Source organism: Tsuneonella amylolytica, from assembly GCF_003626915.1.
GTDB lineage: Bacteria > Pseudomonadota > Alphaproteobacteria > Sphingomonadales > Sphingomonadaceae > Tsuneonella > Tsuneonella amylolytica.
The window spans coordinates 2,381,532-2,400,632 of record NZ_CP032570.1 but is presented as its reverse complement, the minus strand read 5'-3'; the positions used below and the strand labels follow the sequence as shown (position 1 = coordinate 2,400,632).

Annotated in this window: 23 protein-coding genes and 1 tRNA gene; 8 read left to right on the top strand and 16 right to left on the bottom strand. The window is 66.4% G+C overall.

Annotated features, from left to right (window positions below):
- Positions 1-128: 128 nt before the first annotated feature.
- A complete protein-coding gene (gene pgsA / locus D4766_RS11790) occupies positions 129-737 on the bottom strand; it encodes a CDP-diacylglycerol--glycerol-3-phosphate 3-phosphatidyltransferase (protein WP_120717622.1) in 609 nt (202 codons plus the stop codon).
- A 328-nt stretch (positions 738-1,065) separates the two neighbouring features.
- Between pgsA and D4766_RS11785 the strand changes: the two genes are divergently transcribed.
- Entirely contained in the window at positions 1,066-2,376 is a 1,311-nt protein-coding gene (locus D4766_RS11785) for an MFS transporter (RefSeq protein WP_120717621.1), read from the top strand.
- Here D4766_RS11785 and D4766_RS11780 read toward each other — a convergent pair.
- From D4766_RS11780 to D4766_RS11770, 3 genes are all read right to left on the bottom strand, one after another.
- Positions 2,373-2,564, bottom strand: a complete 192-nt coding sequence (locus D4766_RS11780; RefSeq protein WP_120717620.1) for a hypothetical protein — start codon at positions 2,562-2,564, stop codon at positions 2,373-2,375. The genes D4766_RS11785 and D4766_RS11780 overlap by 4 nt on opposite strands.
- A 175-nt stretch (positions 2,565-2,739) precedes the next feature.
- Complete coding sequence (locus tag D4766_RS11775) at positions 2,740-2,910, bottom strand: CsbD family protein (protein ID WP_120718211.1); 171 nt, start codon at positions 2,908-2,910, stop codon at positions 2,740-2,742.
- 64 nt (positions 2,911-2,974) lie between these two features.
- A complete protein-coding gene (locus tag D4766_RS11770; RefSeq protein WP_120717619.1) occupies positions 2,975-3,388 on the bottom strand; it encodes an EVE domain-containing protein in 414 nt (137 codons plus the stop codon).
- 163 nt (positions 3,389-3,551) lie between these two features.
- Here D4766_RS11770 and D4766_RS11765 point away from each other — a divergent pair, with 163 nt between their 5' ends.
- The 5 genes from D4766_RS11765 (at position 3,552) to D4766_RS11745 (ending at position 8,780) form a co-directional block, all read left to right on the top strand.
- Positions 3,552-5,168, top strand: coding sequence for a putative bifunctional diguanylate cyclase/phosphodiesterase (locus D4766_RS11765; RefSeq protein WP_120717618.1), 1,617 nt, complete (start codon positions 3,552-3,554; stop codon positions 5,166-5,168).
- 75 nt (positions 5,169-5,243) lie between these two features.
- The gene (dapF, locus tag D4766_RS11760; RefSeq protein WP_120717617.1) at positions 5,244-6,056 is read left to right on the top strand and encodes a diaminopimelate epimerase; all 813 of its coding nucleotides are present in this window, start codon (positions 5,244-5,246) and stop codon (positions 6,054-6,056) included.
- On the top strand, positions 6,053-7,222 hold the full coding sequence (locus tag D4766_RS11755) for a MiaB/RimO family radical SAM methylthiotransferase (protein ID WP_120717616.1): 1,170 nt from the start codon (positions 6,053-6,055) through the stop codon (positions 7,220-7,222). Before dapF ends, D4766_RS11755 begins: the two co-directional genes overlap by 4 nt.
- Positions 7,219-8,142, top strand: coding sequence for a signal recognition particle-docking protein FtsY (gene ftsY / locus D4766_RS11750; RefSeq protein ID WP_120717615.1), 924 nt, complete (start codon positions 7,219-7,221; stop codon positions 8,140-8,142). Before D4766_RS11755 ends, ftsY begins: the two co-directional genes overlap by 4 nt.
- Complete coding sequence (locus D4766_RS11745; protein ID WP_120717614.1) at positions 8,139-8,780, top strand: inner membrane-spanning protein YciB; 642 nt, start codon at positions 8,139-8,141, stop codon at positions 8,778-8,780. Before ftsY ends, D4766_RS11745 begins: the two co-directional genes overlap by 4 nt.
- 13 nt (positions 8,781-8,793) lie before the next feature.
- On the opposite strand, the gene D4766_RS11740 is transcribed toward D4766_RS11745, so the two are convergent.
- The 10 genes from D4766_RS11740 to D4766_RS11695 form a co-directional block, all read right to left on the bottom strand.
- The gene (locus D4766_RS11740; RefSeq protein ID WP_120717613.1) at positions 8,794-10,704 is read right to left on the bottom strand and encodes a potassium transporter Kup; all 1,911 of its coding nucleotides are present in this window, start codon (positions 10,702-10,704) and stop codon (positions 8,794-8,796) included.
- 82 nt (positions 10,705-10,786) lie between these two features.
- On the bottom strand, positions 10,787-11,416 hold the full coding sequence (locus tag D4766_RS11735) for a tetratricopeptide repeat protein (RefSeq protein WP_120717612.1): 630 nt from the start codon (positions 11,414-11,416) through the stop codon (positions 10,787-10,789).
- On the bottom strand, positions 11,413-11,754 hold the full coding sequence (locus D4766_RS11730) for a cytochrome c-type biogenesis protein (protein WP_120718210.1): 342 nt from the start codon (positions 11,752-11,754) through the stop codon (positions 11,413-11,415). The genes D4766_RS11735 and D4766_RS11730 overlap by 4 nt, the downstream gene beginning before the upstream one ends.
- 59 nt (positions 11,755-11,813) lie before the next feature.
- Positions 11,814-12,344, bottom strand: coding sequence for a DsbE family thiol:disulfide interchange protein (locus tag D4766_RS11725; RefSeq protein WP_120717611.1), 531 nt, complete (start codon positions 12,342-12,344; stop codon positions 11,814-11,816).
- Positions 12,341-14,293, bottom strand: a complete 1,953-nt coding sequence (locus D4766_RS11720; protein ID WP_120717610.1) for a heme lyase CcmF/NrfE family subunit — start codon at positions 14,291-14,293, stop codon at positions 12,341-12,343. The genes D4766_RS11725 and D4766_RS11720 overlap by 4 nt, the downstream gene beginning before the upstream one ends.
- Positions 14,290-14,760: a cytochrome c maturation protein CcmE gene (gene ccmE, locus D4766_RS11715; protein ID WP_120717609.1), complete on the bottom strand. Its 471-nt coding sequence runs from the start codon at positions 14,758-14,760 to the stop codon at positions 14,290-14,292. Before ccmE ends, D4766_RS11720 begins: the two co-directional genes overlap by 4 nt.
- Positions 14,757-14,894: a heme exporter protein CcmD gene (locus D4766_RS11710; protein WP_120717608.1), complete on the bottom strand. Its 138-nt coding sequence runs from the start codon at positions 14,892-14,894 to the stop codon at positions 14,757-14,759. Before D4766_RS11710 ends, ccmE begins: the two co-directional genes overlap by 4 nt.
- The gene (gene ccmC, locus D4766_RS11705; RefSeq protein ID WP_120717607.1) at positions 14,894-15,616 is read right to left on the bottom strand and encodes a heme ABC transporter permease CcmC; all 723 of its coding nucleotides are present in this window, start codon (positions 15,614-15,616) and stop codon (positions 14,894-14,896) included. Before ccmC ends, D4766_RS11710 begins: the two co-directional genes overlap by 1 nt.
- Positions 15,617-15,700: 84 nt before the next feature.
- Complete coding sequence (locus tag D4766_RS11700; RefSeq protein ID WP_120717606.1) at positions 15,701-16,762, bottom strand: Glu/Leu/Phe/Val family dehydrogenase; 1,062 nt, start codon at positions 16,760-16,762, stop codon at positions 15,701-15,703.
- Between the two features lie 51 nt (positions 16,763-16,813).
- A tRNA-His gene (locus D4766_RS11695) sits at positions 16,814-16,890 on the bottom strand.
- A gap of 180 nt (positions 16,891-17,070) precedes the next feature.
- Between D4766_RS11695 and D4766_RS11690 the strand changes: the two genes are divergently transcribed.
- Both D4766_RS11690 and D4766_RS11685 read left to right on the top strand, forming a co-directional pair.
- The gene (locus D4766_RS11690) at positions 17,071-17,706 is read left to right on the top strand and encodes a prolyl hydroxylase family protein (RefSeq protein ID WP_120717605.1); all 636 of its coding nucleotides are present in this window, start codon (positions 17,071-17,073) and stop codon (positions 17,704-17,706) included.
- Positions 17,700-18,245: an MOSC domain-containing protein gene (locus tag D4766_RS11685; protein ID WP_120717604.1), complete on the top strand. Its 546-nt coding sequence runs from the start codon at positions 17,700-17,702 to the stop codon at positions 18,243-18,245. The genes D4766_RS11690 and D4766_RS11685 overlap by 7 nt, the downstream gene beginning before the upstream one ends.
- 54 nt (positions 18,246-18,299) lie before the next feature.
- On the opposite strand, the gene rpmE is transcribed toward D4766_RS11685, so the two are convergent.
- Both rpmE and fabZ read right to left on the bottom strand, forming a co-directional pair.
- Positions 18,300-18,524 carry a 50S ribosomal protein L31 gene (gene rpmE, locus D4766_RS11680; RefSeq protein ID WP_120717603.1) on the bottom strand — a complete coding sequence of 75 codons (225 nt, stop codon included), beginning with the start codon at positions 18,522-18,524 and terminating at the stop codon, positions 18,300-18,302.
- Between the two features lie 95 nt (positions 18,525-18,619).
- A complete protein-coding gene (gene fabZ / locus D4766_RS11675; protein ID WP_120717602.1) occupies positions 18,620-19,099 on the bottom strand; it encodes a 3-hydroxyacyl-ACP dehydratase FabZ in 480 nt (159 codons plus the stop codon).
- Positions 19,100-19,101 lie beyond the last annotated feature (2 nt).

The following is a 19,101-nucleotide window of genomic DNA, read 5'->3' as shown; positions in this document are numbered from 1 at the left end:
GGGCTGACGATAGGGTCGAGATGGGTCTTGCCGGACATGTTGCACGCCCAAGCAAACCGGCGCGGGGTTAGCCAATAGGTGTTAACGCGATTTCGTCGCGGACAAGTCCCGGACCGCCGCGCCGGCGGTCAATCCATGTGTTTGAGGCCCACACGCAAATAGTCCCAGCCCGTGACGAGAGTCATCGCTGCGGCACCCCACAGGGTCACGAGCCCGACGAGGTGGATCCAGTTCCGGCCGATCGTCCCGCAGTTCTCGAACAGTGAATGGCACGGCGGGCCATGCACCGCACCGCCGAGGATCAGCGCGCCGAGACTGACGAGTTGGAACGTCGTCTTCCATTTTGCGAGACGCGATACCGGCATCGAGACCTGCAAGGGCCCGAGAAATTCGCGCAGGCCCGACACGGCAATCTCGCGGATGAGGATAACGAGCCCGGCGATCACGTGGAGATCGCCCACGTAAGGCCCGCGCATATAGCCCTGCGCCGCCAGTACGAGGATCACCGCGGCGACCATGATCTTGTCGGCGATGGGATCGAGGAACTGGCCGAGCTTGGACACCGTACCCTGCGCCCGGGCGAGATAGCCGTCGAGGTAGTCGGTGAACCCGATCACGCAGTAGAGGACGAACCCCACCCCGTAGCCGACGCGCCATTCGGGCCACCAGAGCAGGAACGCGAGCAGCGGCACCGCGAAGATGCGGCTGAGGGTCAGGAGGTTGGGCAGCGTCAGCATCGCGCCGGTCCTTAGCGGCAAGAAATCGATTTTCCTACAGAAGCCGGATTTGCGATGGACCGGTCATGGTTGCGCATCCCCCGCCCCTGATTTGCCCGCAAGGGGTCCACCGGCTGGCGGACCGATCGGACCGTCATGCGGAAGGTTACATTTTCGGCACCCGAAACGACCTTCCTGCCGAGGGCAATCACCCCCCGCGTCGTATCGCAAAAAAAGGGAGCGGTATGTGTGACGCCGCGCCCCGATCGCAGGGCGGATACGCCTTTGTCCTTGCCGCGCCGAAGCCAGCCGCTAGACCGCGCCCGGACGAGATGGCCGAAGGACCCGCATGACCGTTACAACGCACATGCTGCGCCGCCGGCATTTCCTGCCGCTGTTCGTCACCCAGCTGCTCAACGCCTTCAACGACAATCTCTACAAGACCGCGATGGTGCTGTTCGTGGTCTACAGCGTCTACAATTCCGAAAGCGCGGAGGGGACCTTCAGCGCGGTCGCGAGCGGGATTTTCATCCTGCCGTTCTTCCTGCTGTCGGCGCTGGCCGGGCAGCTTGCCGACATGCGCGACAAGGCCAGGATCATCCGTATCATCAAGGCGGCCGAGATCGGTATTATGGCCGTGGGCGCGGCAGGTCTCTACCTCGCGTGGCGCGGGATCGCGGTGCAGGCGTTCGCCATTCCGCTGCTGATGGTCGCGCTTTTCGCGATGGGGGTGCACTCCACCTTCTTCGGCCCGATCAAGTACGCGATCATTCCGCAGCACCTGGAAGACCACGAGGTGCTGGCGGGCACCGGACTGGTCGAGGCCGGAACCTACATCGCGATCCTGTTCGGGACGATCCTGGCAGGATGGATCCCGGTAGAGGCCGCGGCAGTGGGCGTGGTGGCGACGGCCATCGTCGGTTACCTCGTCTCGCGCCATGTCCCGCCCGCCCCCGCGCAAGGGGAGGTCGAGCCGCTGGATTACCACGTGCTGCGAAGCTCGATCGCGCTGGTGCGCAACACCAGCCACGACCGGCGGGTCTTCCTCGCAATCATGGCGATCAGCTTCTTCTGGACCATCGGCGCGGTGCTGTTCATCCAGTTTCCCCCATTGGCAAAGAACGTGCTGACCGCTTCGAAGGAAGTCGCGAGCCTGTTTCTGGTGATCTTCTCGATCGGTGTCGCGATCGGCTCGGTTTCGGTGAACGCGTTGCTCAAGGGCACCGTTTCGGCCCGCTATTCGCCGGTATCGGTGGTGGCGATGGGGGCGTTCGTGCTGGCGTTCTATTTCGTCTGCCGTGCCTGGCCGGCCGAGCCGCCGGGCACCCTGCTCGACGTGCCAGCCTTCATCGCGCATCCTATGGCCGTTCCGCTGCTCGTCTGCCTGCTCGGCATCGCGATCGCGGGGGGCATGTTCGTGGTCCCGCTCTACGCGTTCCTCACCACGTTCGTACCCAAGAGTCAGACTGCCCGGACGATCGCGGCGAACAACATCGTCAATTCCGGCGCGATGGTAATGGGCTCGTTGCTGGCGACCGGGTTGTCGGCGCTGGGTGTCGACATCGTCCACCACCTGCTGCTCAGTGCGGCGATGTGTCTTTTTTCAGCGTGGCTCGGCTGGCTGTTGCTGCGCGCGGAGCGGACCGCGCAGCCGGTCTAGGCGATGAAGACCGCGACCGCGGCAAGGCTCGCGAAATAGGCGCCGACGAACCCTTGCACGTCGTCCCGCGTCAGGATCCAGGACGGTCGCAGCATCGCCACTTCGCCGCCTCGGCAGACGTGGGGGGGAAGGCTGGCCCTGAAGGGATGCCGGGCCTGTTCGTCAGTGAGTACGAGAGAGCGTCGCATGATGCGGTCTTAACGCATCGGTAACCATCGCGCTCCCCGCGTCGCCGGCACTGTTGCGACGCGGGACATTAAGGGTGTTCGTTCATCCGGCCCTGTGGATAATCCCCCGCTCCGTGGACGCGCATACGAAAAAGGCCGCCCCGAAGGACGGCCCCGTTCGTTTAATAGGAAGAGATCAGACCTTGTCGCCGAAAGCGCCCTTCACGCTACCCTTGGCCTGCTGGGCTTCGCCCTTGCGCTCCTGCGCGACGCCTTCGGCCTTCGTCTGTTCGTTGCCCGAAATCTGCTTCGCATTGCCGACCGCTTCGTTGGCCAGACCCTTCGCCTTGTCGGTGAGTTCACCCATGATCATTCTCCTTCGTTCTCGTAGCCGCGACATGATGTCGTTGGCTTCGATCATACATCGAATGTCATGCGGGGCCGGTTCCACCTTGCCTGCGAGAAAGCGCAACGATGTAGTCCCATTCCTGTGGGCGTAATTCCGCGACCGACAAGCGCGACAGCCGAAGCAGTTCGATGCTTTCGAGCGCGGGGTCGGCCTTGATCTCGGCGAGCGTAATGGGCCGCGCCAGCTTCTCCACCGGCTTAACCTTCACCGCCGCCCACTTGCCGGTTTCATCGGTCGGATCGGCGCTGCCCGCAACGCTGATTTCCACGATGCCGACGATCTCCTTGCCGATATTCGAATGATAGAAGAACGCACGGTCCCCCACCTCCATCGCGGCGAGGTTGTTGCGCGCACGGTAGTTGCGGACGCCATCCCACGTCCCCTCCCCTTCCTCGACCAAATCGTCCCAGCTGTAGGCGTCGGGTTCGGATTTCATCAGCCAGTAGCGCGGCAAGTCTCGGTTCCTCTCGTTCGGCCCGAAGCGGGCTTAACGGATTTTTCAGCGCAATAGGCGATACGCCGCCCTTCGCAACACCGAGGGGGTATGGGTGCCGGGCACCGACAACGGACAAACTGAGCGGACTGACCCGTTGCAGCCGATGGACAAGGCCCAGCGAGACCTCGTCGCGCTGGGTATCGCGGTCGCCGCCATCTTGCTGTTCGTTGGCACCGGCGGGATGGTCCTGCCCCAGGCGGTCCATTCGCTGATGGGCACGGGCAAAGCGCCCGATCCGCTTCTGGTCAACGCACTGCTGCTCAACATCGCGCTCGTGATCTTCGGCTGGCGGCGGTATTCCGATCTCACTCAAGAGATCGCCGAGCGGCGGAAGGCGGAGGAACTCGCCCGCCAGCTCGCGGAGACCGACCCGCTGACCGGCAGCCTCAACCGTCGCAGCATCGCTCCCGCGACCGACGCGCTCGTCGCCACGACCACCGCGGACGGGCGCTCAATCGCCTTCATCATGGTCGATCTCGACAACTTCAAGACGGTGAACGATCTCAACGGACACGGCGCGGGAGATGCGCTGCTGAAGGTGACGGCAACGCGCATCGCGGCGCTGCTGCCGCGCGACGGCTTGCTGGCGCGGCTGGGCGGCGACGAATTCGCCTGCGTCGTGCCGTACGACGCCGGCAGCCCCGACCGGATCGACCAGTTCGCCGCCCTTTTGATCGAACGGGTCGCCCAGCCGCTGGAACACGACGGCTTGTCGATGGATGTCACCGTGTCGGTCGGGATCGCTGGAAACGCCCCCGATCCGGCCCAGCCCGGCCCGCCCGCTGACGCGCAGGCGCTGGTCCACCGCGCCGACATCGCGATGTATCACGCCAAGAAGCAGGGCAAGAACCGCTACTTCTGGTTCGAGGAACCGATGGAAAGCGAACTGCGCTTCCGCAGCGAACTGGAGACCGGCATCCGCAAGGGCATCGCCGGCGGCGAATTCGTTCCCTATTTCGAGCAGCAAATCGACCTCGAAACCGGCGAACTCACCGGCTTCGAGATGCTGGCGCGGTGGAACTCGCCTCGGCTCGGGCTCGTCAGCCCGGACGTCTTCATCCCGGTCGCCGAAGAAATCGGCGTGATCGGGACGTTGAGCGAATGTCTCATCGACCAGGCGCTGGCCGAGGCGAAAGGCTGGGACCCCCGACTGACCTTGTCGGTCAACATCTCGCCGCTCCAGCTGCGCGATCCGTGGTTCTCGCAGAAGATCCTCAAGCTGCTCGTTAAGCACGCTTTCCCGCCCCACCGGCTCGACATCGAGATCACCGAAAGCTGCCTCCACGACAACGTGGGCGTCGTGCGCTCGCTCATTACGAGCCTCAAGAACCAAGGCGTATCGATCAGCCTCGACGATTTCGGCACCGGGTATTCCAGCCTCGCGCAACTGCGTACCCTGCCCTTCGACCGGCTGAAGATCGATCGCAGTTTCGTGTCCGAGCTGAAGGACGGGACAATCAGCGACAAGCTGGTGCGCGCGATCGTGTCCATCGGGGACGGGCTGAGTCTGCCCATCACGGCGGAAGGGATCGAGGATCCGCAGATCCTCGAGAAGCTGAAGCTGATGGGTCGCCTCAAGGGCCAGGGCTATCTCTATGGCCAGCCCGAAACGGCCGACGCCGTACGCGAGCGTTTGTCGCAAGCGGGTCTGCTTGCCGCGCGCGAAGCCGAAATCGCGGCCGAAACCGCTCTGGCGGATCGCGCTCGCAAGACCGGCTGACCGCTCTCGCCCGCCAGGAGCCGGGCATCGCGCCACTCGACAGGGCAGCCGGCCCCGCATAGAGCCGCCCCCGCAATGCGGGTCCCCTTCATCAAGATGCACGGCCTCGGCAACGACTTCGTCGTGCTGGACGCGCGGGAGCAGGCGATCCCGCCGATCTCGCGCGCCTCTGCCGCTGCACTGGCCGACCGGCGAACGGGGATCGGCTGCGACCAGCTGATCCTGCTCGAACCCGCCGCTGTCGCCGATTTCCGGATGCGCATCTTCAACGCCGACGGCGGCGAGGTGGAGGCGTGCGGCAACGCCAGCCGCGCGGTCGCCCTTCTTCATGGCGAACCGGCAACCGTCGAGACCGCCGGCGGCACGATACGGGTCGAACCCACCGGTCACGGTGCGCGGATCGACATGGGTGTGCCGCGTTTCGAATGGCATGCGATCCCCCTCGCCTACGCGGTGGATACGCTCGCGATGCCGGTCGGATGGGAAGGCCTCGAGGCTCCGGTCGCGGTCAACGTCGGCAATCCCCACGCGGTGTTCTTCGTGGACGACCTCGAAGCCGTGCCGATCGAAAGGCTCGGCCCCCTGATCGAGACCGACCCGCTGTTTCCCGCCCGGGTCAACGTCAACGTCGCGCAGGTGACCGGCCCTGCAGAGATTGCGCTCAAGGTTTGGGAACGCGGCGCGAGGCTGACGCGTGCGTGCGGAACCGGTGCCTGCGCCACGACGGTCGCGGCCATTCGCCGCGGCCTGGTCGAGGGGCGCGCGGCGGTCGTAACGCTGCCCGGCGGACCGCTCGAGATCGAGTGGGGCGAGGACGGACGCATCGCCATGACCGGGCCGGCTGCCGAGAGCTTCCGTGGCTCCTTCGATTGGGGCGACTTCGCGTGAGCGTCGAAGTGGTGACCCTCGGCTGCCGGATGAACCTCGCCGAAAGCGAGCGCATCCGGGGAATGCTGGCGGGCGAGACCGATACGGTCGTCGTCAATTCCTGCGCTGTCACGGCGGAGGCGGTGCGGCACACGCGGCAAGCCATTCGCAAGGCGCGCAAGGCCAGGCCCGATGCGCGCCTGCTCGTGACCGGCTGCGCCGCCGAGATCGAGCGCGAGGCGATCGCCGCGATGCCCGAAGTCGACGGTCTCGTCGCCAATGCGGCGAAGCTCGACCCCCGGGCATGGAACGCGTCCGCAAGCGCCCCGACATCGACGAGCGCCCACACCCGCGCCTTCGTGGCGGTCCAGAACGGCTGTGACCACGCCTGCACGTTCTGCGTTATACCGCAGGGCCGCGGACCGAGCCGTTCGATCGGCGTCGCGGACGTGCTGCGCGCGGTCGAGGCCGACCTGGCGCGCGGCGCTGCGGAAATCGTGCTCACGGGCGTCGATCTGACGAGCTGGGGCCACGACCTCGGCGAAGAACGGCTCGGCAGGCTCGTCACGGCAATTCTCGATGCCTTTCCAACACTGGCGCGGCTGCGGCTTTCCTCACTGGACGGGATCGAGATCGATCCGGTGCTGGAGGAACGCATCGCGCACGAGCCTCGCGTGATGCCGCACGTCCACCTCTCCCTGCAGCACGGCCACGACCTCATCCTGAAGCGCATGAAGCGGCGGCACTTGCGGGGAGATGCCGTCGCGCTCGTAGAAAGGCTGCGCGCCTCGCGCCCGGGGATCGCTATCGGGGCGGACCTCATCGCCGGCTTCCCGACCGAAACCTCCGATCACCATGCGGCGAACCTGTCGGCCGTGCGTGACCTCGCCATCGTCCACGGGCACATTTTTCCCTACTCCCCCCGCCCCGGCACCCCCGCCGCCCGGATGCCGCAGGTCGAGCACGAGACCATTCGCACCCGCGCCGCCGAACTGCGGGCGGCCGTCGCGCAAGAGCGCGCGCGCTGGCTCGCCGGCCTGGTCGGCACGCCGCTTTCGGTGCTGGCCGAGAGGGACGGGACTGGCCATTCGCCCGAGTTCGCGCGCGTCCGCCTGCCGACCGGCACACGCCCCGGCACGATCGTCACCATCACTCCCACCCGCATCGAGGAAGGCCTGCTCGCATGAGCGAACCGACTTGGTCCGAACGGCTCTTCGGGGGTTTCCGCAAGACCTCCGAACGGCTCGGCCAGAACCTGACCGGCGTCGTCGGCACCGCGAAGCTCGACGAGGCGACTCTCGACGATGTCGAGGACGCGTTGATCATGTCCGACCTCGGACCCGCCGCCGCGCGCCGCATTCGCGACAAGCTGGCAGAACAGCGCTTCGGCCTCAACGTCACCGAACGCGAACTGAAGGAAGCGGTGGCCGAGGAAATCGCGGCGATCCTGCGCCCGGTTGCCAAGCCGCTCGAGATCACCGCCTTCCCCCGCCCGCAGGTCGTGCTGGTGATCGGCGTCAACGGCAGCGGCAAGACGACGACGATCGCCAAGCTCGCGCATTGGTTGACCGAGGACGACTATGGCGTGATGCTGGCCGCCGGTGACACGTTCCGCGCCGCCGCGATCGGCCAGCTCGCCACATGGTCCGAGCGGGTCGGCGTGCCGATCGTCAAGGGGCCGGAAGGCGGCGATCCCGCCTCCATCGTGTTCGATGCGGTGAAGGAAGCGACCGACAAAGGCATCGACGCGCTAGTCGTCGACACCGCCGGGCGCCTGCAGAACAAGCGCGAACTGATGGACGAGCTGGCCAAGATACGCCGCGTGCTCGGCCGCCTCAACCCCGAGGCGCCACACGACGTGATCCTGGTACTGGACGCGACCAACGGCCAGAATGCGCTCTCGCAGATCGAAATTTTCAAGGAGGTTGCCGGGGTGACCGGGCTGGTGATGACCAAACTCGACGGGACCGCGCGCGGCGGCGTGCTGGTCGCCGCGGCCGAACAGTTCGGCCTGCCGATCCACGCGATCGGCGTTGGCGAGAAGATCGACGACCTGCGCCCGTTCGACCCCGACCTCGTCGCGCGCGTGATTGCGGGGGTGGCATGAGCGAGCCTGCGAAGAAGCCGTCCGGCTGGCTCAACGTCGCGGTCGATTACGGGCCGCTGCTCGTCTTCCTGGCGGTCTACATGTGGTCGAAACCCGATGGCGAGAATATTGCCGGGCAGGTCGCGGCGGTGGTCAAGAGCACCGGTGCGTTCATGGTCGCCGCTGTCGCCGCACTGCTGTTCTCGAAGTTCCGGTTCGGCAAGGTCTCGCCGATGCTTTGGCTCTCGACTGCGCTTATCGTGGTGTTCGGCGGCATCACCATCTGGACCGGCGACCAGCGGGTGATCCAGGCCAAGCCGACCGTACTCTACGTCGCGTTCGGCGTAATCCTGCTTGTCGGCTACGCGCGGGGGCGCGCCATGTTGCAGGTGCTGCTGGAAGCCGCCTTCGAAGGGCTCGATCAGGCCGGCTGGCTCAAGCTCTCGCGAAACTGGGGCGTGTTCTTCCTCTTCCTCGCCGCGCTCAACGAAGCGCTCGTGCTGACAATCAGCTTCGAAGACTGGCTGTGGGCCAAGATCTGGGTGTTCATGCCGCTGTCGTTCCTCTTTACCTTCAGCCAGATCCCCATGCTGATGCGGCATGGCCTCGCTGCCGAGGGGCTGAAGGAAGAAGAGGAAACGCCCCCGCCCACCGGCTAGGCGGCGGTTCGATTCAGATTTCAACCTGGCTACCGAGTTCGACCACCCGGTTCGACGGCAGCCGGAAGAACGCCATCGCGGTCGCCGAATTGCGCAGCATCCAGGCAAACAGCTTCTCGCGCCAGATTGCCATGCCCGGCCGCTTGCTGGCGATGAGCGTCTGGCGGCTGAGGAAGAAGCTGGTCTGCATCATGTCGAACATGCCGCCGCACTGATCCATGCCCTTGAGTGCGGCCGGCACATCGGTCTCCTCCATGAAGCCGTAGTGCAGGATCGCGCGGTAGAGGCCGTCGCCAACCGAAGAGATTTCGAACCGTTCGGCCGGATCGACATAGGGCACGTCGGCGATCTGCACGGTCAGGATGACGACACGCTCGTGCAGCACCTTGTTGTGTTTGATGTTGTGGAGCAGCGCGCTCGGCACGCCGCCGCTGGTGGACGCCATGAAGATCGCCGTCCCGGGCACGCGGGTCGCCGAATTGCGCGCGCTCTTTGCGAAGATCGCGATCGGCAGGGCCACCTCGCTCATCCGGTCGCGCATCAGCTTGCGCCCGCGCGCCCATGTCGTCAGCAGGGTGAACGCGATGGCGCCGACCAGCAGGGGGAACCAGCCGCCGTCGGGCACCTTGGGCAGGTTTGCACCGAAGAAGCTGCCGTCGACCAGGAAGAAGACTGCCGCCACCGCGAGCGCCGACCACAGCTTCCACCGCCATACGGCCACGAACAGCACCGCCATCAGGCAGGTGTCGATCAGCATCGCGCCCGTCACCGCGATACCGTACGCGCTCGCAAGGTTCGACGAATTGCGGAAGGTGACGACGAGCAGGATGACCGCGATCATGAGCACCCAGTTCACGAACGGGATGTAGATCTGGCCATGCTCGGTCTCGCTGGTGTGAAGGATCGACAAGCGGGGGATGAAACCGAGCTGGATCGCCTGCTGCGTCACCGAAAACGCACCGGTGATGACGGCCTGGCTGGCGATGAAGGTGGCGCAAGTCGCCAGCAGAACCAGCGGTAGTCGGAAACTCTCGCTCGCCATGACGAAGAAGGGGTTCTTGATCGCCTCCGCCGCGGCCGAGGCTTCGAGATTCATGATCATCGCCGCCTGGCCGAAGTAATTGAGCAGCAGACAGGGCATGACGAAGCCGAACCAGCCGATGCGCAGGGGACCGCGTCCGAAATGCCCCATGTCGGAATAGAGTGCCTCGGCCCCGGTGACAGCAAGGACGACCGATCCCAGCGCAAGGAAACCGAGGAGCTTGTCGGTCATGAAGAATTGCACCGCGTACCACGGGTTCAGCGCTTCGAGCACGCCGATATTGCCGGATATGTGATAGATGCCGAGCCCCGCCAGCGTGGCGAAGTAGGTCAGCATGATCGGTGCGAACAGCTTGCCGATGGTGCCGGTTCCGCGCCGCTGCAGCAGGAACAGGGCGATCAGCAGCACGAGCGCGATGGGGATCACGAAAGGCGCAAGGCTCGATTCCACCGTCGTCAGGCCTTCGACCGCCGACAGCACCGACACCGCCGGCGTGATCATGCTGTCGCCGTAGAACAGCGCGGTCGCGAAGACGCCCAGCATGATCGCAATCCATCCGCGGCTCGTACCGCCGATCTTCTGGGAGATCAGCGCGACCAGCGCCAGTGTGCCGCCCTGCCCCTTGTTGTCGGCGCGCATCAGGATCGTGACATACTGGATCGAGACGATGATCGTCATCGCCCAGAAGATCAGGCTGACCACCCCCATCAGATGCAGCGTGTCGAGCGTCAGGGGATGATGCCCGACGAAGGTTTCGCGGAAAGCGTAGATCGGGCTCGTGCCGATGTCGCCGAAGACGATGCCGATCGCGCCGACGGCCAGTTTTACCTTGGCGCTAGCGGTCTTCTCGCCCCCAGCACCGTTCAAGTGCGGCTGGCTCATTTAGGAATCGATCCCTGCCATGAAGGCGGCGGCGCTTAGCACCGGCAACTCCGGCCCGCAATCACGCGCAAATTGCGCCATGTTACCGGGCGCCGGTTTCAGCCAGGAGGTTGTCGAGACGGTCCAGCCGCTCCTGCATGGCCGCGCGCCATGGCGCATCGGCAGGGGCGTTGGCCAGCATCTCGGCCCACAGCACCCGCGCCTCGGGCAAACGGCCCGACCGGATAAGCGACACGCCGAGGAAGAGGCTAGGCCCCGGATTGCCGGGTGCGAAGCGCTGTGCGCGATCGTAGGCGAACAGCGCGGCGGGGGTCAGTCGCCCGTCCGCCTGTTCGGTCAGCGCGATGGCGAGCGCAAGCCAGGCTTCGGGATCGCGCGGCGACCGGTCGATCGCACCGCGCAGGATTCCCGCCGCATCGCCGAACTGGCCACGGCGGGCGAACCCGTCGGCCACGGTTACGAAGCGATTGTCCGGAATCGGCCCGAACAGCGCGCGCCGGGTCTCGACGAGCGTCTCGCCTTCGCGCGAAAGGTTGCGGACCGCGGCCTTCGGTGCCCCGGCCTGTCCCGGCGATCCTTGGAGGGCGTATCCCGCAAGACCCGCGAGCAGCGCCGCCCCGGTCAGCGCCCAGCCGCTCTTTGGCAGCCGCAGGGCGAGCGCCGCGAAAGCGAAGGTCAGCGCCGCCAGCACGATAACGGGAACGAACGTCATCGCCGCGTCCCGAACCGTCGCCAAAGCAGACCGCCAGCCAGCACCAACAACACGATCGGCCCCGCGAACAGCGGCCAGGTCGTGCGGCTGACGACCGGTGCGTAGCTGACATAGTCGCCGTAGCGCTGCATCATCCACGCGCGGATCGCCTCCGGTTCCTCACCGGCCGCGATGCGGGTGCGGACCTGGTGACGCATATCGCCCGCCATCGGGGCATCGCTGTCGGCGATGTTCTGCGACTGGCACTTGAGGCAACGCAGCGATTCCATGAGGCCCTGCGCCCGCGCCTCCAGCCCCGGGTCGTCGAGCTGGCGATAGGCATAGGGCGCTGGCGGCATCGAATCCTGCGCCGCCAGCGGCAGCGCTGCGACGGCAAGGAAGAACGCCGCGGCGACCCTCACGCGCCCGCCTCGCGCAGTTTCTCCAGTATCATGTCGACCTGGTTCTCACGGATGTCGCCGATGTGCTGGAAGCGGATGATCCCATTGCCATCGACGACGAAGGTTTCCGGCACGCCCGAACTGCCGATGGCGAGTTGCAGTTCGCTGACGTCGTCCGCGCCGATGCGGGTGTAGGGATTGCCGTAGCGCTGCAGGAACGCGGCGACGTCTTCCGGCCGGTCGCGGATCGCGATACCGACAATGGTCGCACCGCGCGCCTCGAGTGCGGCGAGTTGCGGCGCCTCGGCAGCGCACGGGACGCACCAGCTGGCGAAAATGTTCACGAGCTTGGGCTTGCCGTCCTTCAGATCGGCCAGCGATACGCCCGGGCGATCCGGAACGGCAGCGCGCATGGCGAACTGCGGCATCGGCTGACCGATCATCGCCGATTCGACGAACTCTTCACGAGGCTGCGTCAGTTGATATCCGGCGATGCCGACGAACAGCGAAAACAGCCCCAGCGGCACGAAGAAGCGCCATCCCCTCATGCCGTCAACTCCGCCCGGTCGGCCCGCCGCTCCGCCGCCTTGCGCTGGACCGTCCGCCGGCGCAGGTCGTCGCGCAGGCGGCCGAGCAGCGCGAGAAGCCCGCCCAGCGCAATCATCATGCCGCCCAGCCAGATCAGCGTCACGAACGGCTTCCACCACAAGCGCACCTGCCAGCGACCGCCCTCCGCCGCCTTGCCGAGCACGGCGTAGAGCTGGCCGTTCCAGCGCGTAGCCAGCGCGCTTTCGGTGGTTTCCTGCACGGGCTGCCAGAAACTGCGCGCCTGCGGTGCGAGCGTGATCGGCTCACCGCCGCGATAGCTGGCGAGGAGGTTCGCCTCGAGCGCGGTCCAGTTGGGGCCAGACACTGGCTCGACCGCGGCAAGCTGGATCTGCCACGGGCCCACTCCCGTAACATCGCCGACCGCGACCGCCGCCAGTTTCTCCAGCGAATAGGCGCTGTCGCTCGCCATGCCGAGCAGCGACAGCGCGATGCCGAGATGTGCGATAACCATGCCCCATGTGGCCAGCGGCAATCGCCGCAGATTGCGTCCGCGCAGGGGCAATACGCTTGCCACCGCCAAGCCTGCACCCAGAGCCAGCCCGAGGATGGGCAGCACGCCGATACCGCTCGCGATGGCAGCGACGAACGCTGCAATCGCGACGACGCCCGCCAAGATCAGTGGCTTCTGCACCCGGCCCACGCGGTCGCGCCGCCAGCGCAGGAACGGCCCGGCCGCCATGACCAGCAGCATCGGCACCACGAAGAGCGCGCCTACCGGATCGAAATAGGGCGGACCGACCGATACCCGCACCCCGAACGCCTCGGTCAGCAGCGGATAGAGCGTGCCGAGCAGCACGACGCCGAGGATCGCCGACAACAGCACGTTGTTTACCACCAGCGCGCCCTCGCGGCTCACCAGCGCGAACCGTTCGCCTTCGGAGATCGTGCCCGCCCGCAGGCCGAAGACCGCCAGCGCCCCGCCGATATAGATCGCCAGAAGCACGAGGATGAACGTGCCTCGCTCCGGATCGACTGCGAAGGCGTGTACGCTCGTGAGGATGCCCGAGCGCACGAGGAAGGTGCCCACCATGCTCATCGAGAACGCGACGACCCCCAGCATGATCGTCCAGGCCCTTAATGCATCGCGCGCCGCGAGGACCGAGACCGAATGGAGCAGCGCGGTCGCTGCCAGCCATGGCATCAGACTAGCGTTCTCGACCGGGTCCCAGAACCACCAGCCGCCCCAGCCGAGCTCGTAGTATGCCCAGTAACTCCCCGCCGTGATGCCCACGGTGAGGAAAATCCATGCCCCCAGCACCCATGGCCGCATCGCGCGGGCGAAGTCCGGCGTCACCGCCCGCGTCACCAGTGCGCCGACCGCGAAGCTGAACGCCACCGACAGCCCGACATACCCGAGGTAGAGCGTGGGCGGGTGGAACGCGAGGCCGATGTCCTGCAGCAGCGGATTGAGGCCATTGCCCTCCACCGCGGGCATCGGCAACCGCTCGAACGGGTTGGAGCTGAACAACAGGAAGGCGTAGAAACCCAGTGCGACGAAACCCTGCGTCGCCAGCGTCGCCTGCATCGTACGCTCGGGCAACCGCCGCTCGAGCAGGGCGATGAGACCGCCGGCCGCCCCCATTACCGTGACCCACAGCAGCATCGAGCCTTCGTGGTTGCCCCACGATCCGGCGAGCTTGTAGATCATCGGCTTCAGCGAATGCGAATTGGCCGCCACCAGTTTCACCGACAGGTCGGTGCGCGCGAACAGCCACACCAGCATCGCGAACGAAAACGCGCAGAGGACGCCCTGCATCACCGCCGCCGGCCGGACCGTCGCGGCGATTTCGAGATTGTCGGACCGGGCCGCAAGGACCCCTGACACCAGTTGCAGCGCGGCGAGCGCCGCGGCCATCCACAGTGCGGCGAGACCCAACTCGGCGATCACCGGGTAGTCTCGGCCACCATGGCCTTTTTCTGGGCGGCGGTCATGTCTTCCAGTTCCCGGGGCACGTAGTTCTCGTCGTGCTTCGCGAGAAGGGTATCGGCGAAGAACGTTCCGTTCGCCTGCATCCGGCCTTCCGCGACCACGCCCGAGCCTTCCACGAACAGGTCGGGCACGATGCCGGAATAGCGCACGGGCACGCGGGCCGTGCCGTCGCCCACCACGAAGTCGATCGTGACCCCGTCTTCGCGGGTGACGAGCGATCCCGTCTCCACCATCCCGCCGAGGCGCACTGCGTGCCCTGCGGCGGGCGGGTCCTTCACGATCTGGCTGGGCACGTAGAACAGGCTCGCTTGGCTGCGCAGCGCCCATGTGGCGAGCACGGCGGCGAAAATCAGCACCACGAGCGCGCCGACGACCAGCGCCAGACGCTGGTGCTTGGGGGCGAGACGGCGCTCTGCGGCGGTCATCGGCGTTCTCCGTCCCGGCGGCGTTCGGCGCGGCGCATCGCCAACCAGCTCCAGCCGACGAGCGCCAGAGTGCCCGCGATGCCGAGAGCATAGGCAGCCCACACGAACGGCCAGGGGTCGAGCATCTCGCGCATCAGCCGGCGTCCCGCGCGCGGCGGCGCAGCCGCGCCTCGGCCTGTGTCTCGGCGATCAGCGCGCGCATCCGCATGAGCACGACAGCCGCGAACAGCAGCGTGAAGCCGAGCGTGGCGACGAGCAATGGCACAAGGAATTCGGCTGCCATCGCGGACCCGCCGGTCGAGATGCTGGGCGGCTGGTGGATCGACGACCACCACAGGACCGAAAAATGGATGATCGGGACGTTCACCACGCCCACGATGCCGAAGATTGCGGGTATCCGGCTCGACCCGCCCTCGCGCGCGGTCGCGCCCGCCAGCGCTATGTAGCCCAGGTACAGGAACAGCAGCACCAGCATGCTGGTCAGCCGCCCGTCCCATTCCCACCACGTGCCCCACGCGGGCCGGCCCCACAACGATCCGGTGGCAAGGCAAAGCGCGGCGAAGAATGCGCCCGGCACTGCCACAGCACGGCCCGCGATGGCGGCCAGCGGATGGCGCCAGACGATCTCGGCCAGACTCGCGCCGGCGATCGCGGTCCATCCCGCCATGCCCAGCCAGGCGGCAGGTACGTGAACGTATAGGATGCGCACCGTCTCACCCTGCAGGCGTTCGGCCGGCGCAGCCGCGAAACCCCACGCGAGGGCTCCGCCCGCGAGCAGGAGACCCGCACCCAGAAGCCACGGCGTCAGCGGCCGGGCGAGCTTCAGGAAGCGGGTGGGATTGGCAAAACCGTGCATCGAATGACCGTCGGTGCCGCCTTACGGGCAGCCCCGGACAGGGGCAAGGATAACCGGCCCCCGCGGCCCGCGATCGGGCGGTTTCTAGCGACCGATCAGCTTCTGGGCCATCCGGTCGGCGACGACATCGGCCGACACGCCGGTTTCGTCGCTTTCCTGCCAAATCGCCTTCAACCGCTCGGGGATCAGCGCGATGCGCTTGCGCACCTCGTTGATGTCGCACGGGTTGCCGTCCGTCCGGCATAGGTACTCCAGCGCGACCGAGATGATGCCGCCGGCGTTGATGACGTAGTCGGGAGCGTAGAGGATGCCGCGCTCCGCCAGCAGCTTGCCGTGCTGAGGCCGGGCGAGCTGATTGTTCGCCCCGCCCGCCACGATGGTGCAGTCGAGCCGGGCGATGCCTTCCTCGTCAAGGATCGCGCCCAGCGCATTGGGGCTGAACACGTCGCAGGCGACCGACATGATCTGTTCGGGCGCCACCGCCTCGCCGCCGACTTCCTTTGCCAGCGTCTTCGCCCGCGCTTCGTCGACGTCGGCGACGACGAGCTTCGCGCCGTCTTTCGCCAGAAGGCGGGCCACACCGCCGCCGACGCTACCGGTACCCTGCAGCGCCACCCGCACGCCGCCCAGATCGTCGCGGCCCATCTTGTGCGCGACCGCCGCCTTGATACCGTGATAGATGCCCATCGCGGTGAACGGGCCCGGATCGCCGCCCGCCTGCCCCTCACCCACCGGCAGGCCCGATACATAACTGGTGCGCTGCGACACGGCGACCATGTCGGCTTCGCTGATGCCCACGTCCTCGGCGGTCACGTACTTGCCGCCCAGCGCATCGACCGCGTCGCCGAACGCGGCGAGCAGCTCGGGCGTCTTGGTCCGGTCTTCGTCCGCCAGGATCACGGCCTTGCCGCCCCCCATGGGGAGCCCCGCCATCGCGTTCTTGTAGCTCATCCCGCGGCTCAGCCGCAGCGCGTCGCGCAGGCCGTCCTTGGGATCGGGGTAATGCCAGAACCGGGTGCCGCCAGCGCCGGGGCCGAGATGCGTGGAATGCAGCGCGACGATCGCGGTCAGGCCGGATTTCGCGTCGCGTACGACCTCGACCAGTTCGTGATCGTCGTAATCCGCTTCGGTCCAGAAAGCCGTCATGGAAATGTCGCCCCGTATCGCGCTGCTATCGTGCGGCAAATACGGGGAAAATGGGGCGATCGACGGGATCCGAACCCGCGACCTCCGGTACCACAAACCGGCGCTCTAACCAACTGAGCTACGATCGCCACATGCCCCGGGCATGCCATGAGGCGCTGGGCCTTAGACGCGCGTTTCGGTCCGTCAAGGCGGTTCCGACAGGGGCGAGCGCCTGTTGCACGCAGCAGGCGATTTGCAAAGCGAAAACTGCGCCAGACACTCGCCGACGCAAGATTGTTTCGCGCGGCCAACTGTCCTATCGCGCGGCCATGCTCGGCCCCGGCGAATCTTCCGCTGCCATCCTGCTCGCCTCGCCCGGCGTGCAGCGCTCGCCCTTCGCGAAACTCGAACTCTTCCAGCAGCGCGCCTTTCTGCCAACCGAGACCTGTGCGCGCCTGATCGAGCTGATCGATGCGAACCGCCGCCCCTCGACGATCGCCGATGCGAACGGAGATCAGTACTTCCGGACCAGCGAAACCTGCGATCTCGATCCGGCCGAACCGGCGGTGCAGGACCTCGAAGCGCGACTCGTCGCGTTCAATCGCATCGATCCGGCCTATGGCGAGCCCGTGCAGGGCCAGCGTTACGCCGTGGGGCAGGAATTCAAGGCACACACCGACTATTTCGAGCCCGGCGGCGCCGACTGGCATAAGTACTGCTCGGTCGCGGGACAACGGACCTGGACCTTCATGATTTACCTCAACGAGGTGGAGGCCGGCGGCGGCACCCGATTCGGCACCGTGAAGAAGATCGTCCAGCCCGAAGCGGGCAAGCTGTTGGCGTGGAACAACATGCGCCCCGATGGCCGCCCCAATCCCAACACCCTCCACCATGGCATGAAAGTGCGGAAGGGCGTGAAGTACGTCATCACGAAATGGTATCGCGAAAAGCCGTGGGGATGGTGACGGGCGCCCATGTCGCCGGACTTGCGATGAGCGGCCGGCACGGGTTCTCGAAGGAGCCGTGCGACCACCTGACGCTCGTCGAGGGGCTCGGGGTCGAGGGTGATGCGCACGAAGGCGCAACCGTCCAGCACCTTTCGCGGGTACGGATCGATCCCACCCAGCCGAACCTGCGCCAAGTACACCTGATCCATGCCGAACTGTTCGACGAGTTGTCCGCCAAGGGGTTCGCGTTGCGGGCCGGAGACCTCGGCGAAAACGTGCTGACGCGCGGGATAGACCTGTTGGGTTTGCCAGAGGGTGCCCGCCTGACAATCGGTGGCGCGGTGATTCGCATTACCGGACTGCGCAACCCCTGCCGGCAGATCGAAGCGTTCATGCCAGGGCTGCTCGCGCAGATGATCGACAAACGGTCCGACGGTTCGCTCGTGCGCAAGTGCGGGGTGATGGGTATCGTCGAGACAGGCGGACTGATCGCGAGGGGTGATATGATCGAAATCCGGTTGCCCGAAGGCCCGCGCCGCCCCCTGGAGCCGGTATGAAACGAAAAGGGCGGCCCCGCAGGACCGCCCCGTTCGATTCGCCGCAAGCGCCGCTTACTTCTTGAGGCTGAGCCCGCCGAAGCGCTTGTTGAACGCGGCCACGCGGCCACCTTCCTGAAGCTGCTGCTTGCCGCCGGTCCAGGCCGGGTGGCTGGTCGGATCGATTTCCAGCGTCATCACGTCGCCTTCCGACCCCCAGGTCGAGCGCGTCTGGAACTCGGTGCCGTCGGTCATCTTGACCGTGATGGTGTGGTAGTCGGGGTGACCCTCGGTCTTCATCGCAAGTCTCCGTAGCCTCGGAACGGTTCCGACCGGTCCAGCTGTGGTGGGAAAGGCGCGCGGTTAGCGGGGGCGCGCAGGAAAAGCAAGCCGCGTCAATCCGCCGGCGCGTCCGCGATCATCGCTGTGAACTCGACGTCGCACGTCGTATTGCCGTCGACGCTCGCGCGGCCCTTGAACTTGCAGACGCGGGTCGACTTGCGGGTGAACTCCACCTCGAGGTCGAGCAGACAGCCCGGCTCGACGGGGCTGCGGAACTTGGCGTTCTCGATGGCCATGAAGATGACCAACTTGCCCGTGCCGGCAAGCTCGAACGTCTCGATGCCGAGAACGCCGGCGGCCTGCGCCAGTGCCTCGATCTGCAGGACGCCCGGCATGATCGGTCGGCCCGGGAAGTGTCCCTGGAAGAACTGCTCGTTCATCGAGACGGCCTTCACCGCGTGGATCCGCTCGCCCAGGTCGATCGACTTCACCCGGTCGACCAGCAGCAGCGGATAGCGGTGCGGCAGGGCCTTGAGCACCTTGCGGATGTCGTAGCCGCCCGTATCCGGGCTGCCCGCCTTGTCCTCGCTCATTG

Bases quoted from the DNA above. Each gene is read 5' to 3' on its own strand.
- ccmE (WP_120717609.1), bottom strand. From the start codon at position 14,760: ATGACCGCCGCAGAGCGCCGTCTCGCCCCCAAGCACCAGCGTCTGGCG.
- fabZ (WP_120717602.1), bottom strand. From the start codon at position 19,099: ATGAGCGAGGACAAGGCGGGCAGCCCGGATACGGGCGGCTACGACATC.
- D4766_RS11685 (WP_120717604.1), top strand. From the start codon at position 17,700: ATGGTGACGGGCGCCCATGTCGCCGGACTTGCGATGAGCGGCCGGCAC.
- D4766_RS11690 (WP_120717605.1), top strand. From the start codon at position 17,071: ATGCTCGGCCCCGGCGAATCTTCCGCTGCCATCCTGCTCGCCTCGCCC.
- D4766_RS11770 (WP_120717619.1), bottom strand. From the start codon at position 3,388: ATGAAATCCGAACCCGACGCCTACAGCTGGGACGATTTGGTCGAGGAA.
- D4766_RS11725 (WP_120717611.1), bottom strand. From the start codon at position 12,344: ATGAGGGGATGGCGCTTCTTCGTGCCGCTGGGGCTGTTTTCGCTGTTC.
- dapF (WP_120717617.1), top strand. From the start codon at position 5,244: ATGCGGGTCCCCTTCATCAAGATGCACGGCCTCGGCAACGACTTCGTC.
- ccmC (WP_120717607.1), bottom strand. From the start codon at position 15,616: ATGCACGGTTTTGCCAATCCCACCCGCTTCCTGAAGCTCGCCCGGCCG.
- D4766_RS11730 (WP_120718210.1), bottom strand. From the start codon at position 11,754: ATGCCGCCAGCGCCCTATGCCTATCGCCAGCTCGACGACCCGGGGCTG.
- pgsA (WP_120717622.1), bottom strand. From the start codon at position 737: ATGCTGACGCTGCCCAACCTCCTGACCCTCAGCCGCATCTTCGCGGTG.
- ftsY (WP_120717615.1), top strand. From the start codon at position 7,219: ATGAGCGAACCGACTTGGTCCGAACGGCTCTTCGGGGGTTTCCGCAAG.
- D4766_RS11700 (WP_120717606.1), bottom strand. From the start codon at position 16,762: ATGACGGCTTTCTGGACCGAAGCGGATTACGACGATCACGAACTGGTC.
- rpmE (WP_120717603.1), bottom strand. From the start codon at position 18,524: ATGAAGACCGAGGGTCACCCCGACTACCACACCATCACGGTCAAGATG.
- D4766_RS11745 (WP_120717614.1), top strand. From the start codon at position 8,139: ATGAGCGAGCCTGCGAAGAAGCCGTCCGGCTGGCTCAACGTCGCGGTC.
- D4766_RS11740 (WP_120717613.1), bottom strand. From the start codon at position 10,704: ATGAGCCAGCCGCACTTGAACGGTGCTGGGGGCGAGAAGACCGCTAGC.
- D4766_RS11735 (WP_120717612.1), bottom strand. From the start codon at position 11,416: ATGACGTTCGTTCCCGTTATCGTGCTGGCGGCGCTGACCTTCGCTTTC.
- D4766_RS11775 (WP_120718211.1), bottom strand. From the start codon at position 2,910: ATGGGTGAACTCACCGACAAGGCGAAGGGTCTGGCCAACGAAGCGGTC.
- D4766_RS11765 (WP_120717618.1), top strand. From the start codon at position 3,552: ATGGACAAGGCCCAGCGAGACCTCGTCGCGCTGGGTATCGCGGTCGCC.
- D4766_RS11785 (WP_120717621.1), top strand. From the start codon at position 1,066: ATGACCGTTACAACGCACATGCTGCGCCGCCGGCATTTCCTGCCGCTG.
- D4766_RS11780 (WP_120717620.1), bottom strand. From the start codon at position 2,564: ATGCGACGCTCTCTCGTACTCACTGACGAACAGGCCCGGCATCCCTTC.
- D4766_RS11710 (WP_120717608.1), bottom strand. From the start codon at position 14,894: ATGCGCGAGATGCTCGACCCCTGGCCGTTCGTGTGGGCTGCCTATGCT.